Origin of the sequence: Proteus myxofaciens ATCC 19692 (assembly GCF_001654855.1) — a bacterium.
Taxonomy (GTDB): Bacteria; Pseudomonadota; Gammaproteobacteria; order Enterobacterales; family Enterobacteriaceae; genus Proteus; species Proteus myxofaciens.
The window spans coordinates 1-25,967 of the sequence record NZ_LXEN01000041.1; the positions used below are offsets into that span (position 1 = coordinate 1).

General features: G+C 32.7%; 24 protein-coding genes. 13 read left to right on the forward strand and 11 right to left on the reverse strand.

Going from position 1 to position 25,967, the window contains the following annotated elements; genetic code table 11:
* The first annotated feature begins 107 nt into the window (after positions 1-107).
* The 13 genes from ecpA to M983_RS04905 all read left to right on the forward strand — a co-directional run bounded on the left by ecpA (position 108) and on the right by M983_RS04905 (position 14,543).
* Positions 108-722: a common pilus major fimbrillin subunit EcpA gene (ecpA, locus tag M983_RS04845; protein WP_066747886.1), complete on the forward strand. Its 615-nt coding sequence runs from the start codon at positions 108-110 to the stop codon at positions 720-722.
* 92 nt (positions 723-814) lie between these two features.
* Positions 815-1,498, forward strand: a complete 684-nt coding sequence (locus M983_RS04850) for an EcpB family pilus assembly chaperone (protein WP_066748020.1) — start codon at positions 815-817, stop codon at positions 1,496-1,498.
* A 19-nt stretch (positions 1,499-1,517) separates the two neighbouring features.
* The gene (locus M983_RS04855) at positions 1,518-4,013 is read left to right on the forward strand and encodes a CS1-pili formation C-terminal domain-containing protein (RefSeq protein ID WP_066747889.1); all 2,496 of its coding nucleotides are present in this window, start codon (positions 1,518-1,520) and stop codon (positions 4,011-4,013) included.
* A gap of 24 nt (positions 4,014-4,037) precedes the next feature.
* The gene (locus M983_RS04860; protein ID WP_066747892.1) at positions 4,038-5,654 is read left to right on the forward strand and encodes a fimbrial protein; all 1,617 of its coding nucleotides are present in this window, start codon (positions 4,038-4,040) and stop codon (positions 5,652-5,654) included.
* Positions 5,655-5,750: 96 nt separating this feature from the next.
* Positions 5,751-6,428 carry a fimbrial protein gene (locus M983_RS04865; protein WP_066747894.1) on the forward strand — a complete coding sequence of 226 codons (678 nt, stop codon included), beginning with the start codon at positions 5,751-5,753 and terminating at the stop codon, positions 6,426-6,428.
* A gap of 1,019 nt (positions 6,429-7,447) precedes the next feature.
* Entirely contained in the window at positions 7,448-7,717 is a 270-nt protein-coding gene (locus M983_RS04870; protein ID WP_066748023.1) for a helix-turn-helix domain-containing protein, read from the forward strand.
* A 154-nt stretch (positions 7,718-7,871) separates the two neighbouring features.
* Positions 7,872-8,420 (forward strand): type 1 fimbrial major subunit FimA, encoded by a 549-nt coding sequence (fimA, locus tag M983_RS04875; protein WP_066747896.1) that lies wholly within the window; start codon positions 7,872-7,874, stop codon positions 8,418-8,420.
* 80 nt (positions 8,421-8,500) lie between these two features.
* Positions 8,501-9,037: a fimbrial protein gene (locus M983_RS04880; protein WP_066747899.1), complete on the forward strand. Its 537-nt coding sequence runs from the start codon at positions 8,501-8,503 to the stop codon at positions 9,035-9,037.
* Between the two features lie 36 nt (positions 9,038-9,073).
* On the forward strand, positions 9,074-9,799 hold the full coding sequence (locus M983_RS04885) for a fimbria/pilus periplasmic chaperone (protein WP_245684012.1): 726 nt from the start codon (positions 9,074-9,076) through the stop codon (positions 9,797-9,799).
* Between the two features lie 85 nt (positions 9,800-9,884).
* Entirely contained in the window at positions 9,885-12,521 is a 2,637-nt protein-coding gene (locus M983_RS04890; RefSeq protein ID WP_066747911.1) for a fimbrial biogenesis usher protein, read from the forward strand.
* Positions 12,522-12,531: 10 nt separating this feature from the next.
* Positions 12,532-13,068: a type 1 fimbrial adaptor subunit FimF gene (fimF, locus tag M983_RS04895; protein WP_425415166.1), complete on the forward strand. Its 537-nt coding sequence runs from the start codon at positions 12,532-12,534 to the stop codon at positions 13,066-13,068.
* Positions 13,069-13,110: 42 nt separating this feature from the next.
* Positions 13,111-13,593 carry a type 1 fimbrial minor subunit FimG gene (gene fimG, locus M983_RS04900; RefSeq protein ID WP_245684013.1) on the forward strand — a complete coding sequence of 161 codons (483 nt, stop codon included), beginning with the start codon at positions 13,111-13,113 and terminating at the stop codon, positions 13,591-13,593.
* Between the two features lie 8 nt (positions 13,594-13,601).
* Complete coding sequence (locus M983_RS04905) at positions 13,602-14,543, forward strand: fimbrial protein (RefSeq protein ID WP_066747916.1); 942 nt, start codon at positions 13,602-13,604, stop codon at positions 14,541-14,543.
* A gap of 310 nt (positions 14,544-14,853) precedes the next feature.
* Here M983_RS04905 and M983_RS04910 read toward each other — a convergent pair whose 3' ends face one another.
* The 11 genes from M983_RS04910 to M983_RS04960 form a co-directional block, all read right to left on the reverse strand.
* Entirely contained in the window at positions 14,854-15,873 is a 1,020-nt protein-coding gene (locus M983_RS04910; RefSeq protein ID WP_066747919.1) for a fimbrial protein, read from the reverse strand.
* 21 nt (positions 15,874-15,894) lie between these two features.
* Complete coding sequence (locus M983_RS04915; RefSeq protein WP_066747922.1) at positions 15,895-16,401, reverse strand: fimbrial protein; 507 nt, start codon at positions 16,399-16,401, stop codon at positions 15,895-15,897.
* An 11-nt stretch (positions 16,402-16,412) separates the two neighbouring features.
* Positions 16,413-16,940 carry a fimbrial protein gene (locus M983_RS04920; protein ID WP_167348672.1) on the reverse strand — a complete coding sequence of 176 codons (528 nt, stop codon included), beginning with the start codon at positions 16,938-16,940 and terminating at the stop codon, positions 16,413-16,415.
* Positions 16,941-16,960: 20 nt separating this feature from the next.
* Positions 16,961-19,495, reverse strand: coding sequence for a fimbria/pilus outer membrane usher protein (locus M983_RS04925; RefSeq protein ID WP_066747928.1), 2,535 nt, complete (start codon positions 19,493-19,495; stop codon positions 16,961-16,963).
* A 33-nt stretch (positions 19,496-19,528) separates the two neighbouring features.
* The gene (locus M983_RS04930; RefSeq protein WP_066747931.1) at positions 19,529-20,227 is read right to left on the reverse strand and encodes a fimbrial biogenesis chaperone; all 699 of its coding nucleotides are present in this window, start codon (positions 20,225-20,227) and stop codon (positions 19,529-19,531) included.
* Positions 20,228-20,246: 19 nt separating this feature from the next.
* Entirely contained in the window at positions 20,247-20,780 is a 534-nt protein-coding gene (locus M983_RS04935; RefSeq protein WP_066747933.1) for a fimbrial protein, read from the reverse strand.
* A gap of 17 nt (positions 20,781-20,797) precedes the next feature.
* Complete coding sequence (fimA, locus tag M983_RS04940; RefSeq protein ID WP_066747935.1) at positions 20,798-21,343, reverse strand: type 1 fimbrial major subunit FimA; 546 nt, start codon at positions 21,341-21,343, stop codon at positions 20,798-20,800.
* Positions 21,344-21,528: 185 nt separating this feature from the next.
* Positions 21,529-21,804 (reverse strand): helix-turn-helix domain-containing protein, encoded by a 276-nt coding sequence (locus M983_RS04945; protein ID WP_066747944.1) that lies wholly within the window; start codon positions 21,802-21,804, stop codon positions 21,529-21,531.
* A 961-nt stretch (positions 21,805-22,765) separates the two neighbouring features.
* Complete coding sequence (locus M983_RS04950; RefSeq protein ID WP_066747947.1) at positions 22,766-23,281, reverse strand: lipocalin family protein; 516 nt, start codon at positions 23,279-23,281, stop codon at positions 22,766-22,768.
* A 333-nt stretch (positions 23,282-23,614) separates the two neighbouring features.
* Positions 23,615-24,391 (reverse strand): N-acetylmuramoyl-L-alanine amidase, encoded by a 777-nt coding sequence (locus M983_RS04955; protein WP_066747950.1) that lies wholly within the window; start codon positions 24,389-24,391, stop codon positions 23,615-23,617.
* 380 nt (positions 24,392-24,771) lie between these two features.
* Positions 24,772-25,902 (reverse strand): lipase family protein, encoded by a 1,131-nt coding sequence (locus tag M983_RS04960; RefSeq protein ID WP_066747953.1) that lies wholly within the window; start codon positions 25,900-25,902, stop codon positions 24,772-24,774.
* Between the last annotated feature and the right edge of the window lie 65 nt (positions 25,903-25,967).

Consider the following 25,967-nt stretch of genomic DNA (forward strand, 5'->3'; position numbering starts at 1 on the left):
ATGAAAACTGATTATTTTATTGATTATATTTTATAAAAAACACAGATAACGTGTTTTTTATATTATGTAATTATTTTTTGATATAAGTTTAAATTAGAGAGAATAATATGTTAAATAAAAAAATGGCTTCTGTTTTGCTATCAACTGTTATTGCTGCTTCTTTTGCTACTGTTGCTAATGCAGATACGCGTACCGCTCAAGCAACAGCAACATGGCAAGCTACTGCAATTAAAGATACAACAAGTATGCTAGTTGTTACTCCATTGAAAAGTTTAACTTTTAATTATGCTGAAGGCCAAAAAAGCTTTAATCAACAAAATGGTGCATTCGATATTGCTATCCAAGGCCAAGCAGGAGCAACAGATTTTAAATTAGCTTCAAAAATTGTTGCTAATACTTTAGCAAGAACAACTGATGATTCTAAATTAACGGTTGGTGTTAAATGGAATGGCCAAGATTTAAATAAAAATACTGATGTTGTTTTAGTTGATACATCAAAAGGCTTAACATCTGGTTTAGATAATTTAGCAGCTGATGGTATTTACAATGGTTCTGAGCGAGCAACAGACCGTGGTGAATTTACCTTTGTTATCGCAAATGCTGAAAAAGCAGGTGAAGCGGCTGACTTTAAAGAATTAACCGATGGTACATGGGATGGTGATGTAAAAGTGCAATTCACTGCTAGTTGGGATGGTGATTTTACTCCAGCTCCAGCACCTTAATTATTCCTATATTAGATAAATAAATATCTACGATAAAGATACTATATGGAAATAATATCTTTATCGTCATTCTTATTTTAAAAATGATGATTATGAAAAAAATAACTTTAGCGCTAATTTTATTATCATGGTTACCCATAAAAAATAGTTTTGCTGTAAATGTAGGAAATATTACTGAGATAATTCCATCAAATGAAAACACACTAGCTAAAGAAATTGAAAATACAGTAAGTACGGCAAGATTAGTAAATTTAACGATAGAAAAAATAGATTCTCCTCTTGAAAATGGGAAAGTTATTTCAATAACTGATCCTAATGAAATATTATCAACACCTGCGAATATCATTCTACCAGGTAATGCAACGGATATATTTAAAATAATATATCAAGGCCCAGAAGATGATAAGGAACGTTATTACCGATTAAATTGGAAAGATGATCCTATCGGTGAAACGGGGATAACGAAAAGTTCAAAATCAGCATCCGCAACAACATCTGCAACAATTAGTACAATATTAGTTGTCGCACCTAGGATAGAAAAATTTAATTATCAATATTCAAATGCTCAAGTTTCTAATATTGGAAATAGTTCATTTAGAGTTGTTGCTTCAGGGCCTTGTTTAGAAGAAAAACAAAAATACAGTGTAGATGGAATTTGCCGTGAACGTTATTACTTGATGCCACATCTTGCCGTTAAATTACAATTTGTCGATCTCTCAAATAAAAAATCAAGTGTAGGTATTTGGCACAAAGGAGAGTTCATTGTTGTTAAATAATGAATAATGGATTTAAATCATGCGTAAAAGTGCTATTGCTTTATCAATATTTAGTATTATTTTTTCATGCTCGATTAATGCTAACGAAATAAATAGTATTAAAATTGGTGGATATATTATTCCTCCTGCATTTGTTAATGCCTTGGAAGAAGGAATGTCTGTTCCTGTTTTTTTACGACTAAATGATGATACTAAGAAAAATCAAAGTGAAAGTAAAATTGCTGATGCAATCATTGTTATTGATAAAGATAAAATAAAATTATCAAGCATTCATCTTATTGAAAATAATCAAGGTGCAAAGCTAAATAATTTATTAGTTGATAATCTTGAAAATAAGAAAAATGTTATTTTTAATGAAAATAATAGTATCGTTATTGATAATAATGCAGTTCTTCAATTAAATATTTCATCATTCAATTTATCATTAGACGTTGATAAAGCTGCTTTTTCGCCAAAAGAATTTACCAGACAATCAGTGTTAGGATATTCTTCAGTTAATTCATTATCAGCTGTTGCTAACTATGATTTAGGCGTATTTCAAAGTCGGGTCAAAGATTCTAAGAATTCTTCGAGTAGCTATTTTAATTTAGATACCTTATTTGCAGTAGCTGAACATCATTTTAATGTTAATGCATCAGCTTATGGCATTGGGAAATCTAACTCAAATGTTGAACTTTATCGTGCAATGTATGAACGCGATTTCGATGGGCTTCGCTTTGCCGTAGGTTTAATGAGTACATGGAATTTACAATCAATTGCCAGTTTGACAGCGCTCAGTAGTAGCAAGATTTATGCCGCTTCAATTGGAAATAATTCTTCAAGTATGGTGGTTAATAAACAACAGTCATTAACGCCTATTTATGCTTTTTTAAATAGTCCAGGTGAAGTTCGCATTTATCGTCAAGGTAAATTATTAAATATTCAAAATTTCCCAATGGGTAATTTTGAAGTTGATACTAGTATTTTACCTTATGGTATTTACGAAGTTACGATTGAAACTGTTATTGATGGTAAAGTTGTAACAACACAACATCAAACTATTAACAAATCTTTTGGTACTGGACATGGTGATTACAATAAACTCACTTGGGAAATTTATGGCGGTTATATAGATTTTGATAAACGCCATTTTATAAGAGGTGAAAATTCACAAAGCCAAACACCTGGGCAAAGTTATTTAGCCGGAATTTCCTTTGCATATAACTTCCTTCTGTTATCTGGTGTTCGTTTGCAAATGTCCAATTATGGATTTGATAAATTTGCAGTACAAGAAACTAGCCTCAATATTGCATTAAATAACTATATTTCTGTAGCTTGGCAAGGCTTGTTAGAAAACCATGGTAGCCATCGTAATATAGGAACTTTTTCTATCAATATTCCAGAAGGCTATGGTTCATTATGGGCTTCTAAAGAAAAGACCATCGTAAAAGGTGATTTACCTCTTTATGACGCTGATAGTTATTCCTATGGCGCCACAATTAATTTTGACAAACTTATTGCGAGAACTGGTTCATTAACTATCAGTAATACAAAAGATCGCCGTGTTGGCAGTGATTCTATTAACTATGAATATGCCAATACATTATTTTCAGGCCGTTATGGAACAGTGGGATTAAGAGCTGGTGTTCAACGTTATCATTATGATAATCAAAATAGCACTAATGAAAAATATATTAATCTCGATTTCTCTTTGCCACTTTCTACTTGGTTAAGTACCGGTGTTTCTACAACAAATGGAAACGTGAAAGCAAATATTTACGCGAATAAAAACTTTAATGATTCAGTTATCACCAATGCTGGTATTTCGGTTTCAAAATTAATACGTGATAAAGATAATGGCGAATCTAATTTTTCAACTCTGGGCTATGCATCTTACGATACGAAATATAATTCAGGTACAATCACTGTCAATAGACCAGATAATAATAGACTCAATGGCAATTTAACATCACGTGGCTCAGTAGCATATAGTGGCGGAATGATCACACCAAGTGGACAACAAGGTAAATCTGGGGTGATTATTAACTCTGAGATTGAAGGCACTGGTAGTATGGTCGCCAAAGTAAATGGTCAAAATTATCCTATTAGTGGTAAAAATACTTTTATTCCACTATCCCCCTTTTCTGATTATGACATCCAATTAATGAATGACGGTAAATCAAAAGACAGTTTTGATATTGTCTCTGGTCGAAATAAAGCTGTCACATTATATCCAGGAAATATTGCTCTTTATCAACCAGAGGTAAGGCAATTAATAACCGTATTTGGACGCCTAAAATCACCTGATGGTGAATATATAAAATATGCCTCAATTCGTAATCATATCGGTCGAACTAAAACAGATCAAAATGGCGAATTCTCAATGGACGTTGATGTTCGATATCCTGTGATCTCGTTATTACAAGATGACCAACAAACAATTTGTGAAGCAGATTTAAACCTTCAAGGTGCACGTGGTGCATTGTGGGTTGGCGAGGTGACTTGTTCGCCTCAGAAAGCATTTGCTAAACGTTAAGTATCTCTTAGAGGCGAATTTAATATGCGATTATTACCGATAATAGCACTCTCACTTTCATTTGCTGTTTTAACGCCAAAATCTTTTTCAGCTACAGCACCATTACAAGAATATGTCATTGTTGAAAACCAAATTGATAATGAATTCTTTATTGTTGCCAATAGAGTTGATCCTCGTTTTTCTGGTTCAAATGTTTTCACAAAATATCAGCGTAATAGTCAATTAAGTTTAGGTTATATGGGCTATAGTGGTTCACCTTTTAGTTCAAGTTATAATACTGGTGATATTTGGTTAGAAAACTCACCAGTAAACCAACCTTTTATTGGAAACCGTTGTATGACCAATAATCGAAATTGCCCTGCAACCTCTTATTGGCCTGCTCAGCAATTACGTGAAAATGGTGCCTATAAAATACAACAAACTGGAACACCTGGTGAATCAGGTTATTCCAGACCTATTCTCTCAGAATCGTTTTATCGCTGGTTAGCAGAATTATCACCAGGTACAGAATACACTTTTGATTTAAGAACTTGTACAAGCCGTGATGATTATGATTTAGGGAATACAACGTGTATGACGAGTGGGGGTAGAATAACTACGCAACAACATTACATTCCCACCAATAAAAAAGGTAATATTATTCTAAAAGGTACAGGGGCCTTACAAGAAGTCTTTGTCGATAGTAATGGTAATCCGACTATTGGGCTTGGTTCTAATTTTTGCTCGACAGGTATTGTAGGAAATGACTCTGGTGTTATTTGTAAATTGGTAGAATTAGAAACAAAAGGTTCATCAATTAGCGGATCATTTACTGTACGTATGTATATTGATAGCGCCAAATTAGGCTTATCAAGAGCGCCTAGTGCTTCATCAATAAAATATAAAGGAACAAATAGCTCCCGTTGGACAAATTGGTCGTCAACAACAAATATGTCTGAGATTTTTAATAACGGATCACAAAATATTGAGGTTTTTCTATCAAATACCTATTTAAAATCTCTTGTAGATGCATCGCCAAACTCAAACGTTACATTAGCTGATAGTGTTTATACATTTGCTTTTCAGTCACCACTTCCTCAATCCGGATTCTATGAGTTTACACCATCAAACTATTTAGTTATTAAACCAAGAGATTATGGAATTAGTATTATCCCTGCTGATTTTAATCCTAATCCATCGAAAACCGGTAAAGTAGGTAATGAAGAGCCACCAATAGAATTTAATTATATTGTTACCACAAGTGGACCAAGACAAGCTGACTCTATTACAGCCAAAGTTGAAGGGCCTCAAACAACACTTAAGAATCAGTCATACTGTTTATTTACATCAAGTGATAGCAAATTTAATGTCCCCTTTTCTGCTTATCTTTCATTTAAAAATGAAAAAGGCGTGAAGGAATCATATCGAGCAAGTTGTGATAGTAATGAGATTTCATTAAAAAATGCATTATGGACAGAAACTCCTTGGGATAAACCCAATGAGGATTTAGGCTCTTTTTATCGTACTAATTTAGATTTGTTATTCCCGATGAATGATTCCAATTCATTTTTTACCCTAGATGGAATTGATTGGTTAGGAACCGTTTCGGCAAGTGGAACAATAACCGTCAAAGCAATTTGGACAGGACCAGATATTCAGTAATTACTAACGATTATATTTCAGCTACTTACAAAAAAAAATGTAAGTAGCTTTTTATTGAAGCAAATTCCCTTTTCAATTCAATATTGGATTTTTAATATGAGACTCTTTTTTTTGCTTAAAATCCTATTTATGATTTTGCTATCTTCGTTCAACAGCAATGCATATGCGTTATATATTAATTCTGATATCTCTTCTATAGATTCAGGAAAAGAATTTTTTTCTAAGCCTTATATAAATGATACCCAAAAAACGAATTTGTATAACTTTAGTGCCTATAAAATTGATAGGCCTGGTAATCAAGAACATGGAACCCCTATTCATAATGGTGAAATTATCTTCACACCATTAAAGAAAATTTTATTACCTGGAGAACAGGAATATTTTAAAATTTTTTATCGAGGACAAGCCGATGAAATTGAACGCTATTATAAAATTATCATTAGCGAAACGCCTCTAGATATGCGTAATGATGACGGAAAAAAGAAGCAACCGCTATTTTACCCTACAATTAGTCTAGAAACTTATTTTGTTGTAAGACCTAAAAATCCAGACTTCAAATACTCTTTAAATCCAAATGAAGGCATACTTAAAAATACTGGAAACACCTATTTTCGAGTCTTACTACACGAAAGTTGTAATACTAATGATGATTCAGAGCCTTATATGTTTTATTTACTCCCTAATCAAGAAATTAAGGACCCACGTTTAAAGAAAAAAACGCGTAAGTATATTGTTATATTTGACAAATTTTATTCAGTAGGAAACTGTGAATAACAAATAAGTAAGAGGCTTTCATAAAATAAAGTCTCTTATTTTAGATGCTGAAAAGATGAATTTGTCATTAAAGTAAGAAATTGGATTATCGACATATCAGTACACAAGGAAAAAGTCAGCTCCAAACCAACGTAACTAACTGAATTTATTATACTATAAATAAATTCAGTAGATAACCTTTCCTATTTATATTTAACTACGTAAAAACCCACCTGTAACATCTCTTCATAAAAAAGATAGCCTCAATTACGGCATAAAATTGAAACCATTAATACCCTCAACATACTTCCACAACAAAATAAATTAACTATTTTAATGAATGTTCTCTTTTCTAAATTTAATGAAGAGTTGTCACTATACTTGTGAGCATCTAATTAAGGTCATACTAGTTATTTTGCAACCAAGATAAAGATACAAAAATTACTTAATCTACATTAGAAAAAATAAAGTTAGATTCCGTAAGATATAATTTAACAATGAAATAAATATCCAAATAATGCTCTAGCGCCATAGATAAAACCCTTATTCACTCTTATAAAAAAATAAAATTAAAATATTTATCTTACAAGAAAAATATTATTTCATAATAACACGTAATTGGTGTTTTACTTTATGAAACTGTTTTTATCTTAAGTGAAACTTAATTTTTTTAAAAATTAAACTTGTATCAAATAATAATTACTCATTTTTTGTAAATAATTGTTTCAGTAATACACGCTTTTCGTGTAATCATCATTTTTTATTATTTGTTCAATTATAAATACTATTATTAAAATTAAATTTCGCTTTAGTTAGCTAGCTAATTAATAACGATATTTTTTTATCTCACATCAACTTTGATCGAGAAAACCGATCAAAATACAACTTCTTGATAGCCAATACCTATCAAATGGACGTTTTTGATCGGAAAAAACAATTTCTAAGTCAAAATACAATTCTATACCTTATATGCGTTGACAATATTTTATATAAAAAAAGTACATGAAATGAGTCGGCAAAAAATATTCGAGAGGTTTAGAATGCAAGAGAATAATCCTTTATCAAATAATATTGGCAAGATGCTAAAGTTTTATCGAAGAAGAACCGGATTAACCGGAGATGAACTAGCAAAACGAATTAATGTTAGTCAACAACAAATATCTCGTTATGAAAATGGAATTAATAATATAACTTTTGATAAGTTGATAACACTATTTAATGCTCTTGAGATGAATCGCTACGATATCGATATTTTCTTTGAAAAAATAAAATGTCTTGTAGATTCTGCCGAATATAAAAATACAAAATAAAGAAATAAAAATATTAAAAATATATTTTACGTGGAATTGAATGACAAATTTCAATTCTATTAAGTTCGCTCGTTCTAACTATGGGTTATTAAAACGATATTTATCCTCTTTGATTATCTGTATTTTTTACAATAAATAAACATAAGGAAACTTTATGAAAACTAAATCATTAGCACTTGTTGTCGTTTCAGCTCTGTCTTTAACTTCAGGAGCAGCTCTTGCTGACGCTGTAAAAGTTAATGGCGGTACTGTGCATTTTCAAGGTGAGCTGGTAAACGCGGCGTGTGCTGTTGATGCTGGTTCTATAGAACAAACAGTCCGTTTAGGCCAAGTTCGTACAGCTAGATTAGCTAAAGCAGGGGATACCAGCGGTAATGTTGGTTTTAATATCCAACTTAAAGACTGTGATACAACCGTTGCAACTACAGCAAAAGTGGCATTTACAGGTGTATCTGCTAATGCGGCTAACCCAACTGTATTATCTGTAGCTTCTTCTGCTGCGGGTTCTGCGACTAACGTTGGTATCCAAATTTTAGACAATAAAAATGTTCCATTAAGCCTTGATGGTGCGACGTTTGGTAATGCGATCACGCTAAACGACGGTGCTAACGTTCTGCCTTTCCAAGCTCGTTATTACGCTTTAGGTGCAACAACAGCGGGTATCGCAAATGCTGATGCAACGTTCGCTGTTCAATACGAATAATCACTAAGCCGCATTAAGCGCATTGAATTCGATAAGCCAGGGACGGTTTTTTATAAACGAAATTAAAAAGGTGAAAATTCATGAGATGGCCGGTGTTTGGTTTACTACTTCTAATTTCTCCGTTTCTTCAAGCTGGAAATAAATGGAAAGTTCAACTTCCAGGTGGAGGCATGCGTTTTCAAGGAGAATTAATCGCAGAAGCTTGTAGCGTTGAAACATCAGACCAAACCTTAACGGTCAATATGGGGCAATTGCGTAGCAATATGTTAAATGCTCCTGGTGAAGATTCACCTCCTGTTGCCTTTGATATTCACCTTCGAGAATGTAGTCAAGCCGTTAGTGAATATGTAGCCATTACTTTTTCTGGTATTGCAAATAATAAAAATCCAGAAATCTATTCTCTTGGTGATGGCCCAAATACAGCGCAAGGAGTGGGGTTAGCTATTTTTGATTCAAAAAACACCTTAATTCCGCTTAATAGTAAACCACGAAAAATAGCACCAATTAGAGATGGTGATATGACGTTACATTTTGTGGCCAAATATCGCGCGACAAGCTATGAAATTACAGGCGGTAAGGCAAATGCGCAAGCATTATTCTCACTCACTTATGAATAAAATGTCGAAAAAATGATCACGTCTATTTTAAATTTTTTGAGTAACAAAAGGACAGATGTAAACATGAAAACAAAAATAACTCATAAGCTACTTACTGCTTTATTAATATTACTCTGTTCAAGTATATCCACTCAGATATATGCAGGCGTTGCATTAGGTGCAACACGTGTTATTTATCCTGCTGACCAAAAACAAGTTCAACTTTCTGTGACAAATAATGACGAAAAAGGTGTTTTTCTTATTCAATCATGGATAGAAAACGAGCATGGACAAAAAGATAATCAATTCGCTATTACACCGCCATTATTTTCAATGAAAGGTAAAAAAGAAAATACCTTACGAATTATTGATGCAACAAATAATCAATTACCAAAAGATAGAGAGAGCTTATTTTGGTTAAATGTCAAAGCGATACCCGCTATGGATAAAGCGAATCTGAATGATAATACCTTACAATTAGCCATTATAAGTCGTATCAAATTATATTATCGCCCAACAAAATTATCGATTTCACCTGATAAAGTTGCTGAAGAGTTACGCTTCACACGTCAAGCTAACGGACTCACCATCATCAATCCAACGCCATATTACGCAACAATCACAAAATTATCTGTGGGTTCAGCAAAATTAGAAAATACCCTAGTTGCTCCATTTGGCGAAGCTTCTATTAATATGCCTGCAAATACAAATGGTGAAATACGCTATCAAACTATTAATGACTATGGCGCATTAACTCCAGAAATGATCGGGAAAACTCAGTAAGGCTGTTTTTACTCATATAAAAGCGCACAAGCCTTTTTAATTAAATACTTTACTGTGTGACTTAGTCAATAAACACGGAGGGAATATGTCATATCTAGCATCTAAAAAAGGGCAGTTAGTTTTGGAAAAAAGGAAGTCTTTTGGATGCATATCTGAGCGCCGTTTTCCCTTAATTTCATTGGCTTTTTTTATTGGTGTAAGCTTGTATCCAACTTGGGCAGTAGCAGAATTATATTTTAATCCTCGCTTTTTAGCAGATGATCCTTCCGCAGTTGCCGATTTATCTGCATTTGAAAAAGGCCAAGAAGTTCCTGAAGGTACTTATCGTGTAGATGTTTATCTTAATGACGGTTATTTATTTACACGAGATGTACCTTTCATTAGCAATAATAAAAATAAAGAATTATTGCCATGCCTGACTCAAAGTGAGTTAGCTAAAATGGGTGTTAATACACTCGCTATTCCTGATATTAATAAGCACCCTAAAGAAACATGTGAACCGCTAACATCATTTATTACAGATTCAACAGCAAACTTTGATGTGGGATTACAACGCTTAAGTATCACCATTCCTCAAATGTATATGAAGAATAGAGTAAGAGACTTTATTCCACCAGAGCTATGGGATTCAGGAATTTTAGCGGCGATTTTAAACTATAGCCTGACTGGGAGTAATGCTCGTAACCAAGACGGAAAAAATAGTAGCTACACTTATTTGAATTTGCAAAGTGGCGTCAATCTTGGTGCCTGGCGTATACGTGATAACTCAACATGGAGCCATAGCTCTGGTAGCTCAAATAATGAAACACGTTGGAAGCATATTAATACTTATATTGAACGTGGAATCAATAAGCTACGCTCACGCTTAACTCTTGGTGATAGTTACACACCAAGTGACATATTCGATAGCTTTAATTTCCGTGGTGTGCAATTAGCGTCTGACGACAATATGCTGCCTGAAAGTCAGCGAGGTTTTGCGCCTGTTATTCGTGGTGTTGCTCGTGGTACCGCTGACGTTTCTATTAAACAAAATGGCTATGAAATTTATCGCAATACTTTTCCACCTGGCCCTTTTGTTATTAACGATCTCTATGCATCAGGCAGCAGTGGCGATCTTCACGTCACCATTACAGAATCTGATGGTTCAACAAAAAGCTTCACCGTACCCTACTCTTCAGTTCCTTTATTGCAACGTGAAGGACATACACAATATGCAGTGACACTTGGGAACTATCGTTCAGGTAATGGCCAACAAGAGCATCCTACCTTTTTACAAGGTACATTAATCCATGGTTTATCAAATGGTTGGACTGTTTATGGTGGAACACAGGTTGCTAATCGATATCAATCTGTTAATGCGGGTGTTGGTAAAAATATTGGTGCATTTGGGGCGTTATCGATAGATATCACTCATGCAAATTCTAAATTACCTGATGATTCTAATCATGAAGGACAATCAATACGTTTCCTTTATAACAAATCGATGAATGAAACAGGTACAACCATTCAATTGGCAGGTTATCGCTATTCAACAAAGGGATATTACTCATTTGCTGATACAACCTATAAACGAATGAATGGATATAACCTAGCAACGCAAGATGGCGTGATAAACGTTACTCCACAACTTACCGATTATTATAATTTAGCGTATAGCAAACGTGAAAAAATCCAGTTAAGCGTGACTCAACAATTAGGTGAGCAATCAACAATGTATGTGACAGGAAGTCATGAAACCTACTGGAATACCAGTAAATCTGATAAGCAATTACAGATAGGTATAAATACTCTGATTAAAGGAATTAATTGGGGAATGAATTATAGCTTATCTAAGAATTCTTGGCAGGAAGGTAATGACCAAATGTTGTCATTGAATATGAATATGCCATTTAGTAACTGGCTTCGTTCAGATAGCCAATCTATATGGCGTAACGCAAGTGCTAGCTACAACGTATCACATGATCTAAAAGGCCGTATGAATAACACAGCGGGAGTGTATGGCACATTACTTGACGATAATAACTTAAGTTATAGCGTTCAAGCAGGCCATGCTGATGGTGGAAAAGGAGATTCGACTGGATCTGCATATACCGCGCTGAATTATCGTGGTGCATATGGTAACGCGAACATTGGTTACAGCTATACCGATAATTATCGACAAGCTTATTATGGGCTTAGTGGTGGAGTTGTCGCTCATGCGAATGGTGTCACATTAAGTCAGCCAATGAATGACACTGTTGTTTTAGTAAAAGCCCCAGGTGCTGAACATGTCAAAGTTGAGAACCAAACCGGTGTTGAAACGGATTGGCGTGGTTATGCAGTTTTACCTTACGCCACTGAATATCGTGAAAACCGTATTGCGCTCGATACTAATTCGTTAGCAAACAATGTCGATCTTGAAGATCCTGTTGTCAGTGTAGTTCCAACTCGTGGAGCAGTGGTACGTGCAACCTTTGAACCTAAAGTTGGAATAAAAGTACTGATGACTTTAATGAAAAATGGCAAACCCGTACCTTTTGGCGCAATGGTTTCTTCTGCTGAAAATAGCGGTAATAGTATTGTGGCTGATGAAGGTCAAGTTTACTTAACAGGTTTACCACTTACAGGAAAATTGACTGTTCGTTGGGGTGATAGTGCTGATGCTCAATGCCATGTTAATTACACTTTGCCAGAACAAAGCCAGCAAGAAATACTCAGCAGATATACTGCGGAATGCAACTAAGGAGTCAATAGTGTTTGATAAAATAAAAGTTCTTTCTGCCGCTATGCTGACATTCATGTTGCTATCTCAAAATGCATTTGCAGCCGATAGTACGATTAATATTAAAGGCAATGTGAAAGATAACACCTGTGCTGTTGCACCTGGCTCTCAAAATCAAGTTGTTGATTTATTAGTTAATGCCGTGAGACAACTTCACTCACCAGGAGAAGTCACGCCATTTGTACCTTTTAATATTGAGTTAACCCCTTGTGGCACCGCTGTAACCGCTGTCAAAGTAGGATTTGTAGGAATAGCTGATACCAATAATAAATCGCTACTTGCCTTAGAGTCTGGTAGCGCTAATGCCTCTGGTGTTGGGATACAAATTTTAGATAGCCATAAAATCCCTCTCCCATTGAATTCAGATAGTAACAATATTATGTGGACATCTTTGGTTGCAGGACAAAGTAATACACTGCGTTTTTATGCACGCTTAATGGCTTCTAAACTACCTATTGTTCCAGGTCATATTCGCGCAACTGCCACTTTTACGCTTGAATTTCAGTAAGTAGAGGATGTCATGAAAAATAAAAAGTGGAAGATAACGTTGATGCTAATATTTGGCATATTGACTATGCAAATAACATCAACCTATGCCGCGGATGTCACAGTTACCGTTAATGGTAGCGTTGTCGCTAAACCTTGTACTGTTGCAACAAAAACAACCAATATTGATTTGGGTGATCTGTATACATTTAATCTAGTAACGCCGGGGTCTGCTTCAGAATGGCATTCGGTTTCATTGGATTTAGTTAATTGCCCAATTGGAACCTCTGCGGTTACTGCAACATTTAAAGGAACCGCGGATACAACGGGATATTATAAAAACCAAGGAACCGCAAGCAATATTCAACTTCAATTACAAGATACTGCTGGGAATAACCTAAATAATGGATCACAAAAAAAACTTCCCGTTAGCGAGACCACATCATCAACCAGTTTCCCCTTACAGGTAAGAGCGCTGACCGTTAAAGGTGGCGCAACACAGGGAAGCATACAAGCTGTTATTGATGTCACCTATACTTATCAGTGAGTTTAATCATGAATATAAAAAATTTTGTTAAATTACTATCAGTGAACTTAGTTATTTATTTAGCGAGTATTTCTTCTGCCAATGCGTTTACTTGCAAAGATGCAACAGGGTTTACCTTAAATAGTGCTTCAGGTACAGCAACAGCAAGCGTTTATGTAAATCTTCAACCCAATTTGGGAACAGGACAAAACTTAGTTGTTGATCTTTCTCAGTCAATATCGTGTCGAAATGATGATCCCACAGTACGAAACGATTTAGTAAATATGATAAAAGGATCTGCCTATGGCGGAGCCCTTTCTCAATTTAGAGGCTCACTACGGTATTATGGAACAAGTTATACATTTCCGCTGGGTTCTCCAACTCATCAGCAAAATTTTACCTCAAGTAGTTATACGCCCTGGAATACGCAACTTTATCTTACACCTGTTTCAGCTGCGGGTGGCGTTGTTATCAATAAAGGAGCACTCTTTGCCTCATTAGTGATGTACCAAGTAGGTTCTAATATTATTGGTGGTGGTAATGTGCATACAGCAACATTTACATGGAATTTATATGCAAACAATGACGTTGTTATTCCTACCGGTGGCTGTAATGTGTCATCACGTAATGTCTCTGTCACACTCCCTGAATATCCTGGTAGTGCTCAGCCTGTTCCTTTATCTATTTATTGTTCATCAAATCAAAATATCTCTTATTATTTAACAGGACAAACAGATACCAGCACTTCTATCTTTGCAAATACATTTTCAGGTTCAAATACAGCACAGGGTGTGGGTATTGAAATAGTTCGTAATGGTAATGCCATTCCAGCGAATCAAAATGTGGCATTAGGCCAAGTAGGAACGTCTTCAGCGAGTTTAGGATTAAGTGCGCGCTATGCTCGAACAAAAGGGCAAGTTACAGCAGGAAAAGTACAATCTATTATTGGTGTTACCTTTATGTATGATTAATATAAAATAAGTCTATAGATAAGACTTTAGATAATAACTAGATTAAATATAGTCATATTATTAGTAATAAGATAAACATTACCTTTAAATATTTTTATTTCGCGATAGCTATACTCATCTAATTCTGTATTAGTTGTAGTATAACCATCGCGAATAATCTCTTATAAGCGCGTATCATACTATTTTTATTAATCTTAGTATTTTATAAAAATAGATAAATCCGCATTTATAATTTAAGCTTATTTGAATTATTATTAATACTAATATTTAATTTTCACATCAAGTAATAAAAACATTTATATCATTCTAATTAATTGTATTTAATCTCAATATTTACAATACTTTGAACATTACCTGCTTTTACTGTGGATGATCCAATAGGGGCATAATCTACAGTAAATAAAGATTGACTTTTATCAGATTCAAACGTGTAAGTCTTAGGTATATTAACCCTCAATTTATATCCAGTTAAATCCGTTATTCGAAAACCAATTCCTTTTGCTGGATTGCTATTTGATGTATTTTGTAAAATAGAAGAGTCGCTACTCTCTGCTGGTCCTCTTAATGTAATATCGACTTTATTTCCAAAATTACAAATAATTGATAGAGGTACTTGCTGTGATGTAGATCCACCTACATTATAAGGCTTTAAGTTTACAATCACATCTTGCGTAGAGAAATTACAGGTTGGCTCTAATACTCGTATCTCACTAGATGTTATTACTGGAACATGAACATTAAAAGCCTCATCAGACCCTGGAAGGTCAGCTCTTCCCCTTAGCTCCATTTTAAATAGTTCAGCTCCAGCAGGAATGATGCCAGCAGTAGGCTTAAATCTAAATACATTAGGTGTACTTTGGCTATTTGCTATCTTATACCATTTATTGTTGCCATTTGGATGCCTAATTGAGCCAGTATATACACCGCCAATATCAGAGTTATCGTGACCTCCTGTATAAGGCAATAAATATTCTTGATTTAGTGAATCTAGGGCAACTCTAGGTGACCATACACCAGAGACATTGTAATTTTGCCATCTATCATTAGTCTTAAAACTCCTTATTTCTTTTGATTGAGCAAGTGTACATTTCACTTCTACATTGCCCGATACTCCGTCCTTTCCCGTGGTTGGTGAAATAATAGAAGGTAATCCTACTATATAAAGTGCCTGTGAATTAGGTAAAGTACTTCCAGAACTAACTCCTTCAGTTCGCGCAGCCTCATAGGATATAGAAGGGCTAGCTTGACCACAATAAACTTTCCAATCCGCATAGGAGTAATTACTTACAGAAAATAAAGCAAATGTTAGAATTAATAACTTATATTTCATAATAAAACTCTCTATAATTGGCTAAGCCCACGTATATGTAACGTTAATAATTGATTGTAATGTTCCAGATAAAGTGGGTCCATTTAATTTAATAACTCTTGCTGAAAGATTAAATACCACGTTACTATTGTCTACATTACTGATTGTTTTATTTATAACACTACCTGAACGAATAAATGCTGAATTATCCTTATTTTGAATTTGTATTCCTATATTCGTTGAGGTTCCTTTATTAATAAAATAATCGCCTTGCGTATTAAAATCACCAACAAATGCCGCAGAAACATTATTTGTTACATTAGGACAATTAATCATTGTGATATCAAAATCTACCCAATCTGAATAAGGATTCATTTTATAAGTAAATATATCTCCTAAATCAACTATTTTATCTGATGGAATAATAGTACATGGCTTTGCTAATACACTTCCATTAATAGTCACATTTGAAGTCTTAATTGTTTGTGCATATGTCAATGAAGGAAAATTGAATAAACATAACATAATGATAGATATATATTTAATCATACAAACCTTCTTTATAAGTATTCAAGTACAAAGTTTGAGTTTGCTGTAAATTTTCCCATAGTGATAGGCAAACGAACAGAAACTAATTCCGCATTTAAATTAATAACATTACTGACACTAGGTTGGAGTTCAACCATAATAGCTCTATTTTTATTAATTGGTAATAAGGTATCGTTAATATCAGTTATCATAATAGCGACTCCTGTTGCAGACTCTGGTTCATTATTTAATTTTAATAAATCATGATTAAAAGGGTCTTGTTGACCGTTAAAACTTAAATAAGCACCTTTAGCTGTTTCTCCACATCGACTCAATATAATATTAAAGCTCTTTTTAGGCCCTCTTCGATTTAAGTCTAAAAAGTTTTTACTGGCATTAGCCCCTAGATCAACCGTAAAGTTTTGGCTACCTATCGCTATATCACAAGAATTAGACCAAACCTGTCCTTTAATAATTAAATTTGTATCTACCGCTTTAGCCATCATTGATATACAAGATAAAAGTAAAATTATCGGTAAAATATAAAGTGGTTTATTCATTTTCATTATTAACCTTCACTTCATTGACATTGGGCTGAGAAATTAATAACAGACTTATTTTTCTCAGTATCTGATAAATCATATGTGAAAGCGCAAGCTTGATCTGCTTGATTGCCCCATTTCACATTAATTATTCCTTTGTCATTAAGACCTGTAATATAAGCTTGTCCTGCATCCCCAATAAAAGATGAAATATTTCTATCTTCTATCGTTGCGATAGCACCGAAAGGTATTGGAGCTCCTTTATAGCTAATATTAATAAAAGCTTTATAACCTACTTGAGGTTCAAAACTAGCAAGCACAACAGCGCCATTATCGGGTACAACACTTACAATAGCATTTTCAACTTCCACATTTTTAGGCAGTTTAGTGATATCTAATTCCACTCTATTAACTCGATAATTAGAGGCATAAGGAATAAGTGCATATCCGTTGCTATCGGTTGAAATACCACGATGCCCACTTATTGGTATATCGCGAGCTCCCGGTGCTTTAACCAAAATTGCCGTTTGATTTAAAGACTGTCCTAACGTTATCCCCCCAGAGTGAATTAACGCACCACCTGTTAAACTATAATAAAGTTGAGAACTATCTTTATTATAAGAATAACCCGCAGTAGAAAGTACTTTAGGTGAATAATAAGTTCCTGAAACACTGCTCTGATATAATGTTCTCTCATTTTTATTATATCCTTGTGATATATTATAACTTAATGCATCATTCTCAAGTAAATTGCCACTTAATGTCATCTGATCATTAAGAGAGCCATTTAAATCGGAAACAAAAGAGTTACTAATATAACTATTTTTATAAATAGCTGTACTATCTGGTGATAAAAACAAACTCATCGGAGCGGATATATTAAATGATAACATTTGATCATTTTTATCGCTCCATAGCGTTTTATTATTAGAATAATTGGTACTAAAAGAAATTCCGTTATAACTGGTTGAATATCCCATCTGTACTAACGTTTCTTTTTTAGAGGTATTCCAAAATGTTTTATTTTCACCGCTTAAATAAACAGAACCGATCCCTATAGGCTGGGAAATATTAATACTTGTTTTTCCTTTAGTCTTAAAATTTAAATCATAGTAATAATTATCATTATTATCATATTTATCCTGGTTCATGTATTTGTAGTTAGTATCATTAAAATCATAATAACCACTAGTAGAATAACGGTAACCGGCAAAATGAATATCAGTATCAGTTTTTTCTAAGTTCTTTTGATAAGATATTTCAAATTGTTGTCCATCATGAGAGCTATTATCAGCAAGCTTAGAATGTGCCTGCGTCACAGAAAGTGAAACCGCACCTAATGTGCCTAAATTTTTTGCACTACCTAATGTAAAGCTATTATAATTTTTGGATAATTGAGTACCACTAAAAAGAGTTAAGTCACTTTTTAATCCATAATAGAATTCCCCCATTACAAATTTATTTTTTTCAACCTCAGCACCTCCATTTCTTACTTCACCCAAATTAATAGCATACTGAAAGCCACCTTCACGCTGCATATTTGGTAAAGAAGACCATGGAACCGTAAATGATTGAGTACTACCGTCTGCTTCTTTTATTGTTACATATAAATCACCACCAGAGCCCACTGAATTTAAGTCATTTATCTCAAAGGGTCCTGCTGGAACAGTTTCTTGATAAATTTCATAGCCACTTTGTTTAATAGAAACAACTGCAGTTCCTTTCGCAATGCCTCTTACTACGGGTGCAAAATTACGTAAACTATCAGGTAACATTGATTCTTCAGAAGTAAGTTTAATACCTCTGAAACTAACACCATCATATAAATTTGACGAGGTATATGTATCGCCTAAAACTAATCGTGAACGCCATTCACCTAAATCACGAGATAAAGTTGTATTCACATGATTAAAATCGCTTTTAGCTCCTTGTTTACTGCTATTATAATTCCATGTTGAGTAGTCTCTTAATCTCCATGCACCAATATTTAGTCCTGATCTTAAGTTTAAATACTGTCGATTAGAAGAACTTCCTTTATAATCGTAGTTACCACCTGAATAAGCATAATTAATAATGGCACTCGTAATCCCACTATTCCATTGACTAGGAGGAATATACCCTCTAGCTTTATTATCAATATATAACTGTGGTATTGATATATTTAAACGTAATTTACCAATATCTAAATCAGTTTTCGCATCAGGAAAGAGTTCATCTATCGTTGTTGTTTTTATTTCTTTAGGAAGATATTCCTGTTTAATTGGCATAAGGCCAATTTCATTTTCATTAAAATAGGGCTGCATTCTTCTTTTATCATTATTAAACTTAAAATCCAAGGTTAATGTTGATAAAAAATTATTATTGATATAGACATCAACTTTATAAAAACCATCTGGAATTTCTTGACCTTTCTCAAAATTTGATAGATCAGCAATATTTTCGACATCATCAGATAAAAGTAAAGGATTAAACCATAAATCTTGTGCCAATGAATTAAAACTGACAATGGAAACAAGAAAAGCAGAAGTAATACTATACTTCCTACTCTTATTAAATTTGTGATCTTCTCTCATAATGCATTCAGTCCATATAGAAATATAGAAATTTTATATTTTCTTTGTGATCCTTGGTGTCATAGAACCATAGTCATTAATGGTTTCATAACTGATTTCATTACTTACTTTTGAAGTAGCTTTAATAGGAACATTAGTCTCACCAAAAGGTGCAACCATAATATTCATTAGCTCATCATTATTTAATTTCAGTTGAACAAGGGTTACAAAAACAGAAGAAGGGTTTTTGATAATTAATTTATCATTAGAAAGAGTAAATTCGAGTTTACTAGGTGCTTCTTCTAATGATTTTAATAATCCCTCTGGTCTATAAAACATTTTAATTCTATTTGTAATAGAGAATTGAAGTATATTTTTATCTGCATCTTTTTTATCAGAAGCAGGGATTGATTTTACATTTACCCAAAATAAAGATTCTCTATCTGTAGGTAATTGTGTATTCTTTTTATCTAAAATTAATAAATTATTCTCTTTTTTTCCTTGCATCATAAACAAAGGAGGAGTAATCATAAATTGTTCGCTTTTCCCTCCATCTTTATTTTCTACCCATGATTGAATAAGATAAGCATCTTCATCTAAACTAGTACTAATAGGTAAGATAACTTGTTCTTTATCTATTGGAAAAATAACTCTCGTAGTACCTAAAGATACTCCAGCTTGCACCGATAATGAGACACTTATCACGCCTACAATTAATACTATAGTGCTGATTATTTTATTTTTTAATATCATTTAAGCTTCCAAATTTATTTTATTGATAACTAACAAGTAAGTTAGCTGTAATCTCAGGAATAAGATTTTTCTTTTCTTTTTTAATTAGACGATATTTTGCAATCAAATAAAACTCAACTGAATCATCATTTGACTGATAATTAGGATCAAAATCTGAATTAACAATAAGTATATTTTCATTATGATCAAATAAAACAATACCTGTATGTTGCTTTATATTTCCTTCATAATTAATCATTAGCAACTCTTTATTTATAGAAGATACTTTATTAAAGGAAACAATTACTCCATCAGAGATATATCTTTTACATCCCTTGAATATAAATGTATATTTTAATAAATTTATAATCTTTTTTTCTTGTGGTATATCTGAATTAATAATTCGATCAAGATTTCTATTTTGGTAATCTCCGCTAATATCTAGTTGGCAAGTAGAATTAACAATACTTCCATTAAAGAAAGTAAACCCACTAATCTTTGCATTGAGATTACCACTTTTAGCATTTACTAAAAGTGGTAAAGCTAATGCACATATGAAAATCAAGATCCTCATATCTGCTTTACTTTCAATTAATCATACTGAACGTTAAATGTAGCAACTGCGTTTGCTTGCCCCGCAACAACTGTGTCTCCAGTAGAGATATAGCGTGCAGTTAAAGGAATAACGTTTTTACCATCAACAAGTGAGGTTTTTGCACCAAAAGTACTACCATCAACCTTAAAATTAGCACCACTTTGATCAACAATATTGATACCAATATTTTTTGCTGAGCCATCAGTATTACCAGAAAGCGCTAAAATATCACTCGCCGTCGATGTTTGGCCTAAAAATGAAAAAGCAGCATTTTTGGCAATAGTCGTATCACAGTTATTTAAAGTAATATTGAAATCTTTAGCATCTGATTTATCCCCTTTAGCACCAAAGGCTGAAGTTCTTACTTGCCCCATTTCAACAGTTTGATTCATTGATTCACTATCTACAGAACAACCAGCAGCAACGATTTGTCCAACAAAATGAACCGTACCACCACTTACTGTCACCGTTGCAGCATTAGCATATCCAGCAAATGCCATAGTTAATACTGCAGCTAAACCAGATATTTTAAATAATTTCATTTTGACACCTTTTATTAGTTATAAATAAATATTATTTTTTACTAGAGAAAAACACCACTACATATATAAAATTCAATAATTTTATATATGTAGTATTATGAATACGTCACTACGATAAAATTTAAAGAATAGAATTCCCATACTAAATGAATAGTAAATAATATATTTATTTTTAATTTTGATAATTAGCTAGTTAAATCTATATTTTCCACTATAGTATTTTTATAAATGACCTCTTTAATATAATCTTCCCAAGTTAATCCTAAAACATTTAAACAATGATTTAACATGGTAATAGATAAAACATTTTTACCTGTTTCATATCTAGAAACCTGCTGTTGACTAATAAAAAGTAAATTACCAAACAATACCCCAGTCAATCCTTTATCGATACGATGCTTTTTTATAAAAGCACCTGTTTTGGCATTTAAGCTAATAACATTATTAATATTGTTATTCATTTAAACCTCCTCGATACTAGTTCTACTTTATTAACAAATAGAATAATGGAATATATATCCACGTGTTTAACTTGAGTAAAACTATATACAATAAAAAATTATCTTTAAAGACGATAATATCGATCGTTAACTAAAATTTAATAGGTTACGCCTATCAAAAACACAGTAACGATCGGAAAAACATATCAATGTAGCAACTTAATAAAATATATAAATTATAATCACCTGATTTATAACAAATTTTTTATCATATATGAAAAACAAATTTATTATTTTTTTATATATTTATTTTCAAATAATTATCAATATTTTAACAACACATATTTATTAAAATAATTTGTTACAAAAATAGGAATATTTAAATAGAAATAATGTATCCAACATAAAAATTTCATTAAAAAAACATAAAGAAACATAAAGAAATAAATTTAATTTTTATCGTTACTTTAAAAAGGTAATGATAAATTTATTTTCACTCACATAAAGAATTATCGACATGAATATTGATATAACTTTGAAATAAAACACTACACTTAAATTTAGACATTAAGAAAAATAGTCTGTTTTATAGATAAATTACTATTTGATAAATTTCTCACACTCAATTTAATTATAAAAATAAAATATTTTAATAAAACATATAAATAAATGAAAATTGCATATAACACACAAAAAATAAGTAAACTTACTTATCGCATTGTTATAAAATTACTCTATCTCTAATAAATTATGCTAAACATAAATAAGAAAGATCGTAGTTCAAGCTTACCTATCATATTTATGGACAGGTAGTATACCCCTCAGATATTTTTCACTTTGAAAATTTGATTATAAATTAGGCTATTATTCATGATTTATTTATCAATCTAATAAAAAGCCCGCATTAAGCGGGCTATTATTTTCGTGTAGTAAATTTTTTATATTCCCATCATCGATGTAAAAAGATAAATGCGCTATAATTTTACTGAAATATCAATATCCTTTGTCTATCAAAACCGTAATTGCTTGCAAAATCAATATATTCATTTAATAGCTCTGATGGCATTGTTGGTGTACGAGATAATATCCACAAATAGTCTTTATTAGGACCAACAACTAATGAATATTGATAATCATCATCAAGCTTTATAATATTATAGCCACCATAAAAAGGACCAAAGAATGAGACTTTCAAAGCACCAAAATTAGAGAAACCAACAAAATAGGCTTTCCCTATACTTTCTTTCCATTTTTTGTTATTTGCATTCCATCCTCTGTTTACTACCTTTACCCCACCATCATCACGAAGAGAATAATTAGCAGTAACTTTGCTTAATCCTTTTTCAAACCGATTATCTATTCTAGCGACTTCATACCATTCGCCAAGATAACGCGATAAGTCCAAATTCTTAACTGGCGATATATCATCTGGTACTTTAACACTGCATCCGTTAAGTAGAAGCATACTTAAAAACATGAAAATAGATTTTATTTGCATTGTGACCTCACTGAATATTCATCGATAAGGTACTTTCTCATAAAAAAGACCACTGAGCGATATATTCAATTTATTAAGTATTAATAATCAATCTACACTCTACTATTTCGTCTATCACCTGACTATTAGCAAGCATATTTCATTTTATATTCATCTTTTATAATGATGAGTAATTCTTCCTTAATCAATTAGCTCGCAGAGTGGTAATTCTAGAGGTTATTACTAATAAATTGCTATTTGCTTAAATTTACGGTTTATCCACAAAAATATATCCTTAGATACAAAAAAGCCCCGCTATAGCGAGGCTCTGATATACAATTATTTATCTAAAAGTTAAGGAAAATATTTAAGCACCAATGCATCAAGAATAGACACCGTTTCAAAGTCAACATGGCCATCATAATTAGTAGGCCTAAAATGAAGTTGAAAAGCCCGAATTAACATTTTATAACCATATTCAGTTTGTGCTCCCGAAGTGTCATAACCATATTTTTTCAATTTAGCTAAAATATCTTGTTTCGGTGGTAATTGATTAGACTGCATTAATGCTTTAAAACACCTTAATTTTGTCTCTTCATCGTACCAAGCACCAATACCTACATCATAAAGCTGTTTCCATGGAAAAGCTGCGCCAGGGTCACTCTTACGCCCATCAGGCGAAATATCCGAATGTCCAACAACATTAGTCGGAGAAATATCTGGATATCGGGCAATAATATTCGCAGCTAGCTGCTTAATTGCTTCAATTTGATTAGCGTTATAAGGAGGAAAAGTGAATTGCCCATTATTATCACTCGCCTGGTTAACAATCTCAATCCCTATAGAGGTATCATTAAGATTAGATCTACCAGCCCAATAACTGACACCAGCATGCCAAGCTCTATCATTTTCATCAACAAGGTTAAAAACTTGCATGTCATTAAACCCGGCTTCTTTATATGTTTTGTCAGTTGGATCTGGTACTAAATAATGAGCACTAACACCACCATTACCTGATAGCGCATTCACAGAGTTTTTAAAATTTAATGCAGTATAATGCATAACTAAAAACCGAACTCTGCGATTAAATCCTTTTATTGAACGATAAGAGTCATAATTAATTTTTAACATAATAGATCCTTCTAAGTCTGTAGAATAAAAACTAAACCGTAATAATTCTTAACATAGGTCATATAAATCTACTATCAGATTTATATTAATAATATTTGTATGTTCTATATTTTCAAATAAATGATTAAACGAAAGTAAAATCTTTATACTCCATTATTTTAATTAAGATTTTAAATTTAAATAAAAGATTAAAACTTAATAAATTTCAACAAATTAACTTAATAAAATCATTAAAAAAATTATTTACTATTATATGTAGATAGATTTGTCAATTTATAAATAATGTAAAATAATCAGTAAAAGAAAACTATAGCGTTATCACTTGTTCGAATAGTCCTCTAAAACAAAGAACTATCTATATTAGCGAACCCCTAAGATTATTATTTTTTATTTTCTTTTTTCATTAATTCTAAAACAAATGGCACTGAATCACGTAAAGAAACATTGTACACATCTAAATGACCTATATCTGCATATTCATGTACTTCAGCAATTGTCCCGGCTTTTAATACGTCAGCTGCAAACTCTTGCTGCCAAATTGTTAATACATGAATATCAGATAACCCAATTCCAATAAATACAGGTTTATTAACAAGAAGTTTTTTATAATTTAAACTCGCAGATTCTTGCTCTAATAATTCTTTAAACTTAGGCTTTAGGCTGTTAGAAGAATTTAACTTATTATCCATAACTAGTTGACTTAATGGGCTAATACACAGCGTTTTCGCTTTTTCAACATAAGGCAACGCTAATTCTTGGAAATAATCTTCCGCTTTTAAAGCATCATTTTTATCAGCAGCTGAAAGATAGAGATAAATTGCATAAGGTAATTTTCTATCACCTTCATCATGAATATCATCACTGATAAAATTTTCAAGTAGATTGTCGCTAAAGTAAGGTGTGCCTGTAATAATTGCACCGAGTATATTCAACTCTGGTGCATATTCAGGTTGATAGCCTACAGAGGCGAAAGCTGCGTGGGCGCCTTGTGATTGCCCCATAAAAATAAAGTTATTACTTAATGGAAACTCCTTAAGTACGGCTTTCGCACTATCTAAAGCGCTCCATGCTGTCGCTCTCTCATCCATATAATGGTGCAATCCCGATGAGCCTAATCCAGGATAATCAGGTGCAACAATGGTAAATCCAAGTGATAACCACGTATTTAAATACTGAGATACACGACTATTTTTAGGTGCTAATGATGGTGCACAGCTAGGCGCAATACCTACGGTTCCATGATTCCAAACAATAACAGGCCAGCCATCTTTAGGGGGTTGTGCTTTAGGGATAAATACGGCGCCAGTATCTTCTCGAATAACTTCACCTCTCACACTATCACGGGAAGTATAAGAAACTTTATATTGTTCAAAAGCTTCGCTTAATCCCAAATCTGGTTCTAGCACTTGTTTATTAGTGATTAAGCCTGATTCATCGGGGAGATTATCATTCACAGTGTTGAGAATAGATACTGAAGAGATAGGTGATGATTTTTCATTGAAAAGTTGCATATATATTTCCTTATATTATTGATTAAATTCCATTTAATACAATTAAGATGATAACTCATTATTTA

Bases quoted from the DNA above. Each gene is read 5' to 3' on its own strand.
- M983_RS04910 (WP_066747919.1), bottom strand. From the start codon at position 15,873: ATGAAATATAAGTTATTAATTCTAACATTTGCTTTATTTTCTGTAAGT.
- fimA (WP_066747896.1), top strand. From the start codon at position 7,872: ATGAAAACTAAATCATTAGCACTTGTTGTCGTTTCAGCTCTGTCTTTA.
- M983_RS04935 (WP_066747933.1), bottom strand. From the start codon at position 20,780: ATGAGGATCTTGATTTTCATATGTGCATTAGCTTTACCACTTTTAGTA.
- M983_RS04960 (WP_066747953.1), bottom strand. From the start codon at position 25,902: ATGCAACTTTTCAATGAAAAATCATCACCTATCTCTTCAGTATCTATT.
- fimA (WP_066747935.1), bottom strand. From the start codon at position 21,343: ATGAAATTATTTAAAATATCTGGTTTAGCTGCAGTATTAACTATGGCA.
- M983_RS04955 (WP_066747950.1), bottom strand. From the start codon at position 24,391: ATGTTAAAAATTAATTATGACTCTTATCGTTCAATAAAAGGATTTAAT.
- M983_RS04905 (WP_066747916.1), top strand. From the start codon at position 13,602: ATGAATATAAAAAATTTTGTTAAATTACTATCAGTGAACTTAGTTATT.
- M983_RS04865 (WP_066747894.1), top strand. From the start codon at position 5,751: ATGAGACTCTTTTTTTTGCTTAAAATCCTATTTATGATTTTGCTATCT.
- M983_RS04860 (WP_066747892.1), top strand. From the start codon at position 4,038: ATGCGATTATTACCGATAATAGCACTCTCACTTTCATTTGCTGTTTTA.
- M983_RS04925 (WP_066747928.1), bottom strand. From the start codon at position 19,495: ATGAGAGAAGATCACAAATTTAATAAGAGTAGGAAGTATAGTATTACT.
- ecpA (WP_066747886.1), top strand. From the start codon at position 108: ATGTTAAATAAAAAAATGGCTTCTGTTTTGCTATCAACTGTTATTGCT.
- M983_RS04890 (WP_066747911.1), top strand. From the start codon at position 9,885: ATGTCATATCTAGCATCTAAAAAAGGGCAGTTAGTTTTGGAAAAAAGG.
- M983_RS04870 (WP_066748023.1), top strand. From the start codon at position 7,448: ATGCAAGAGAATAATCCTTTATCAAATAATATTGGCAAGATGCTAAAG.
- M983_RS04850 (WP_066748020.1), top strand. From the start codon at position 815: ATGAAAAAAATAACTTTAGCGCTAATTTTATTATCATGGTTACCCATA.
- M983_RS04930 (WP_066747931.1), bottom strand. From the start codon at position 20,227: ATGATATTAAAAAATAAAATAATCAGCACTATAGTATTAATTGTAGGC.
- M983_RS04915 (WP_066747922.1), bottom strand. From the start codon at position 16,401: ATGATTAAATATATATCTATCATTATGTTATGTTTATTCAATTTTCCT.
- M983_RS04920 (WP_167348672.1), bottom strand. From the start codon at position 16,940: ATGAATAAACCACTTTATATTTTACCGATAATTTTACTTTTATCTTGT.
- M983_RS04945 (WP_066747944.1), bottom strand. From the start codon at position 21,804: ATGAATAACAATATTAATAATGTTATTAGCTTAAATGCCAAAACAGGT.
- M983_RS04880 (WP_066747899.1), top strand. From the start codon at position 8,501: ATGAGATGGCCGGTGTTTGGTTTACTACTTCTAATTTCTCCGTTTCTT.
- M983_RS04950 (WP_066747947.1), bottom strand. From the start codon at position 23,281: ATGCAAATAAAATCTATTTTCATGTTTTTAAGTATGCTTCTACTTAAC.
- M983_RS04855 (WP_066747889.1), top strand. From the start codon at position 1,518: ATGCGTAAAAGTGCTATTGCTTTATCAATATTTAGTATTATTTTTTCA.
- fimG (WP_245684013.1), top strand. From the start codon at position 13,111: ATGCTAATATTTGGCATATTGACTATGCAAATAACATCAACCTATGCC.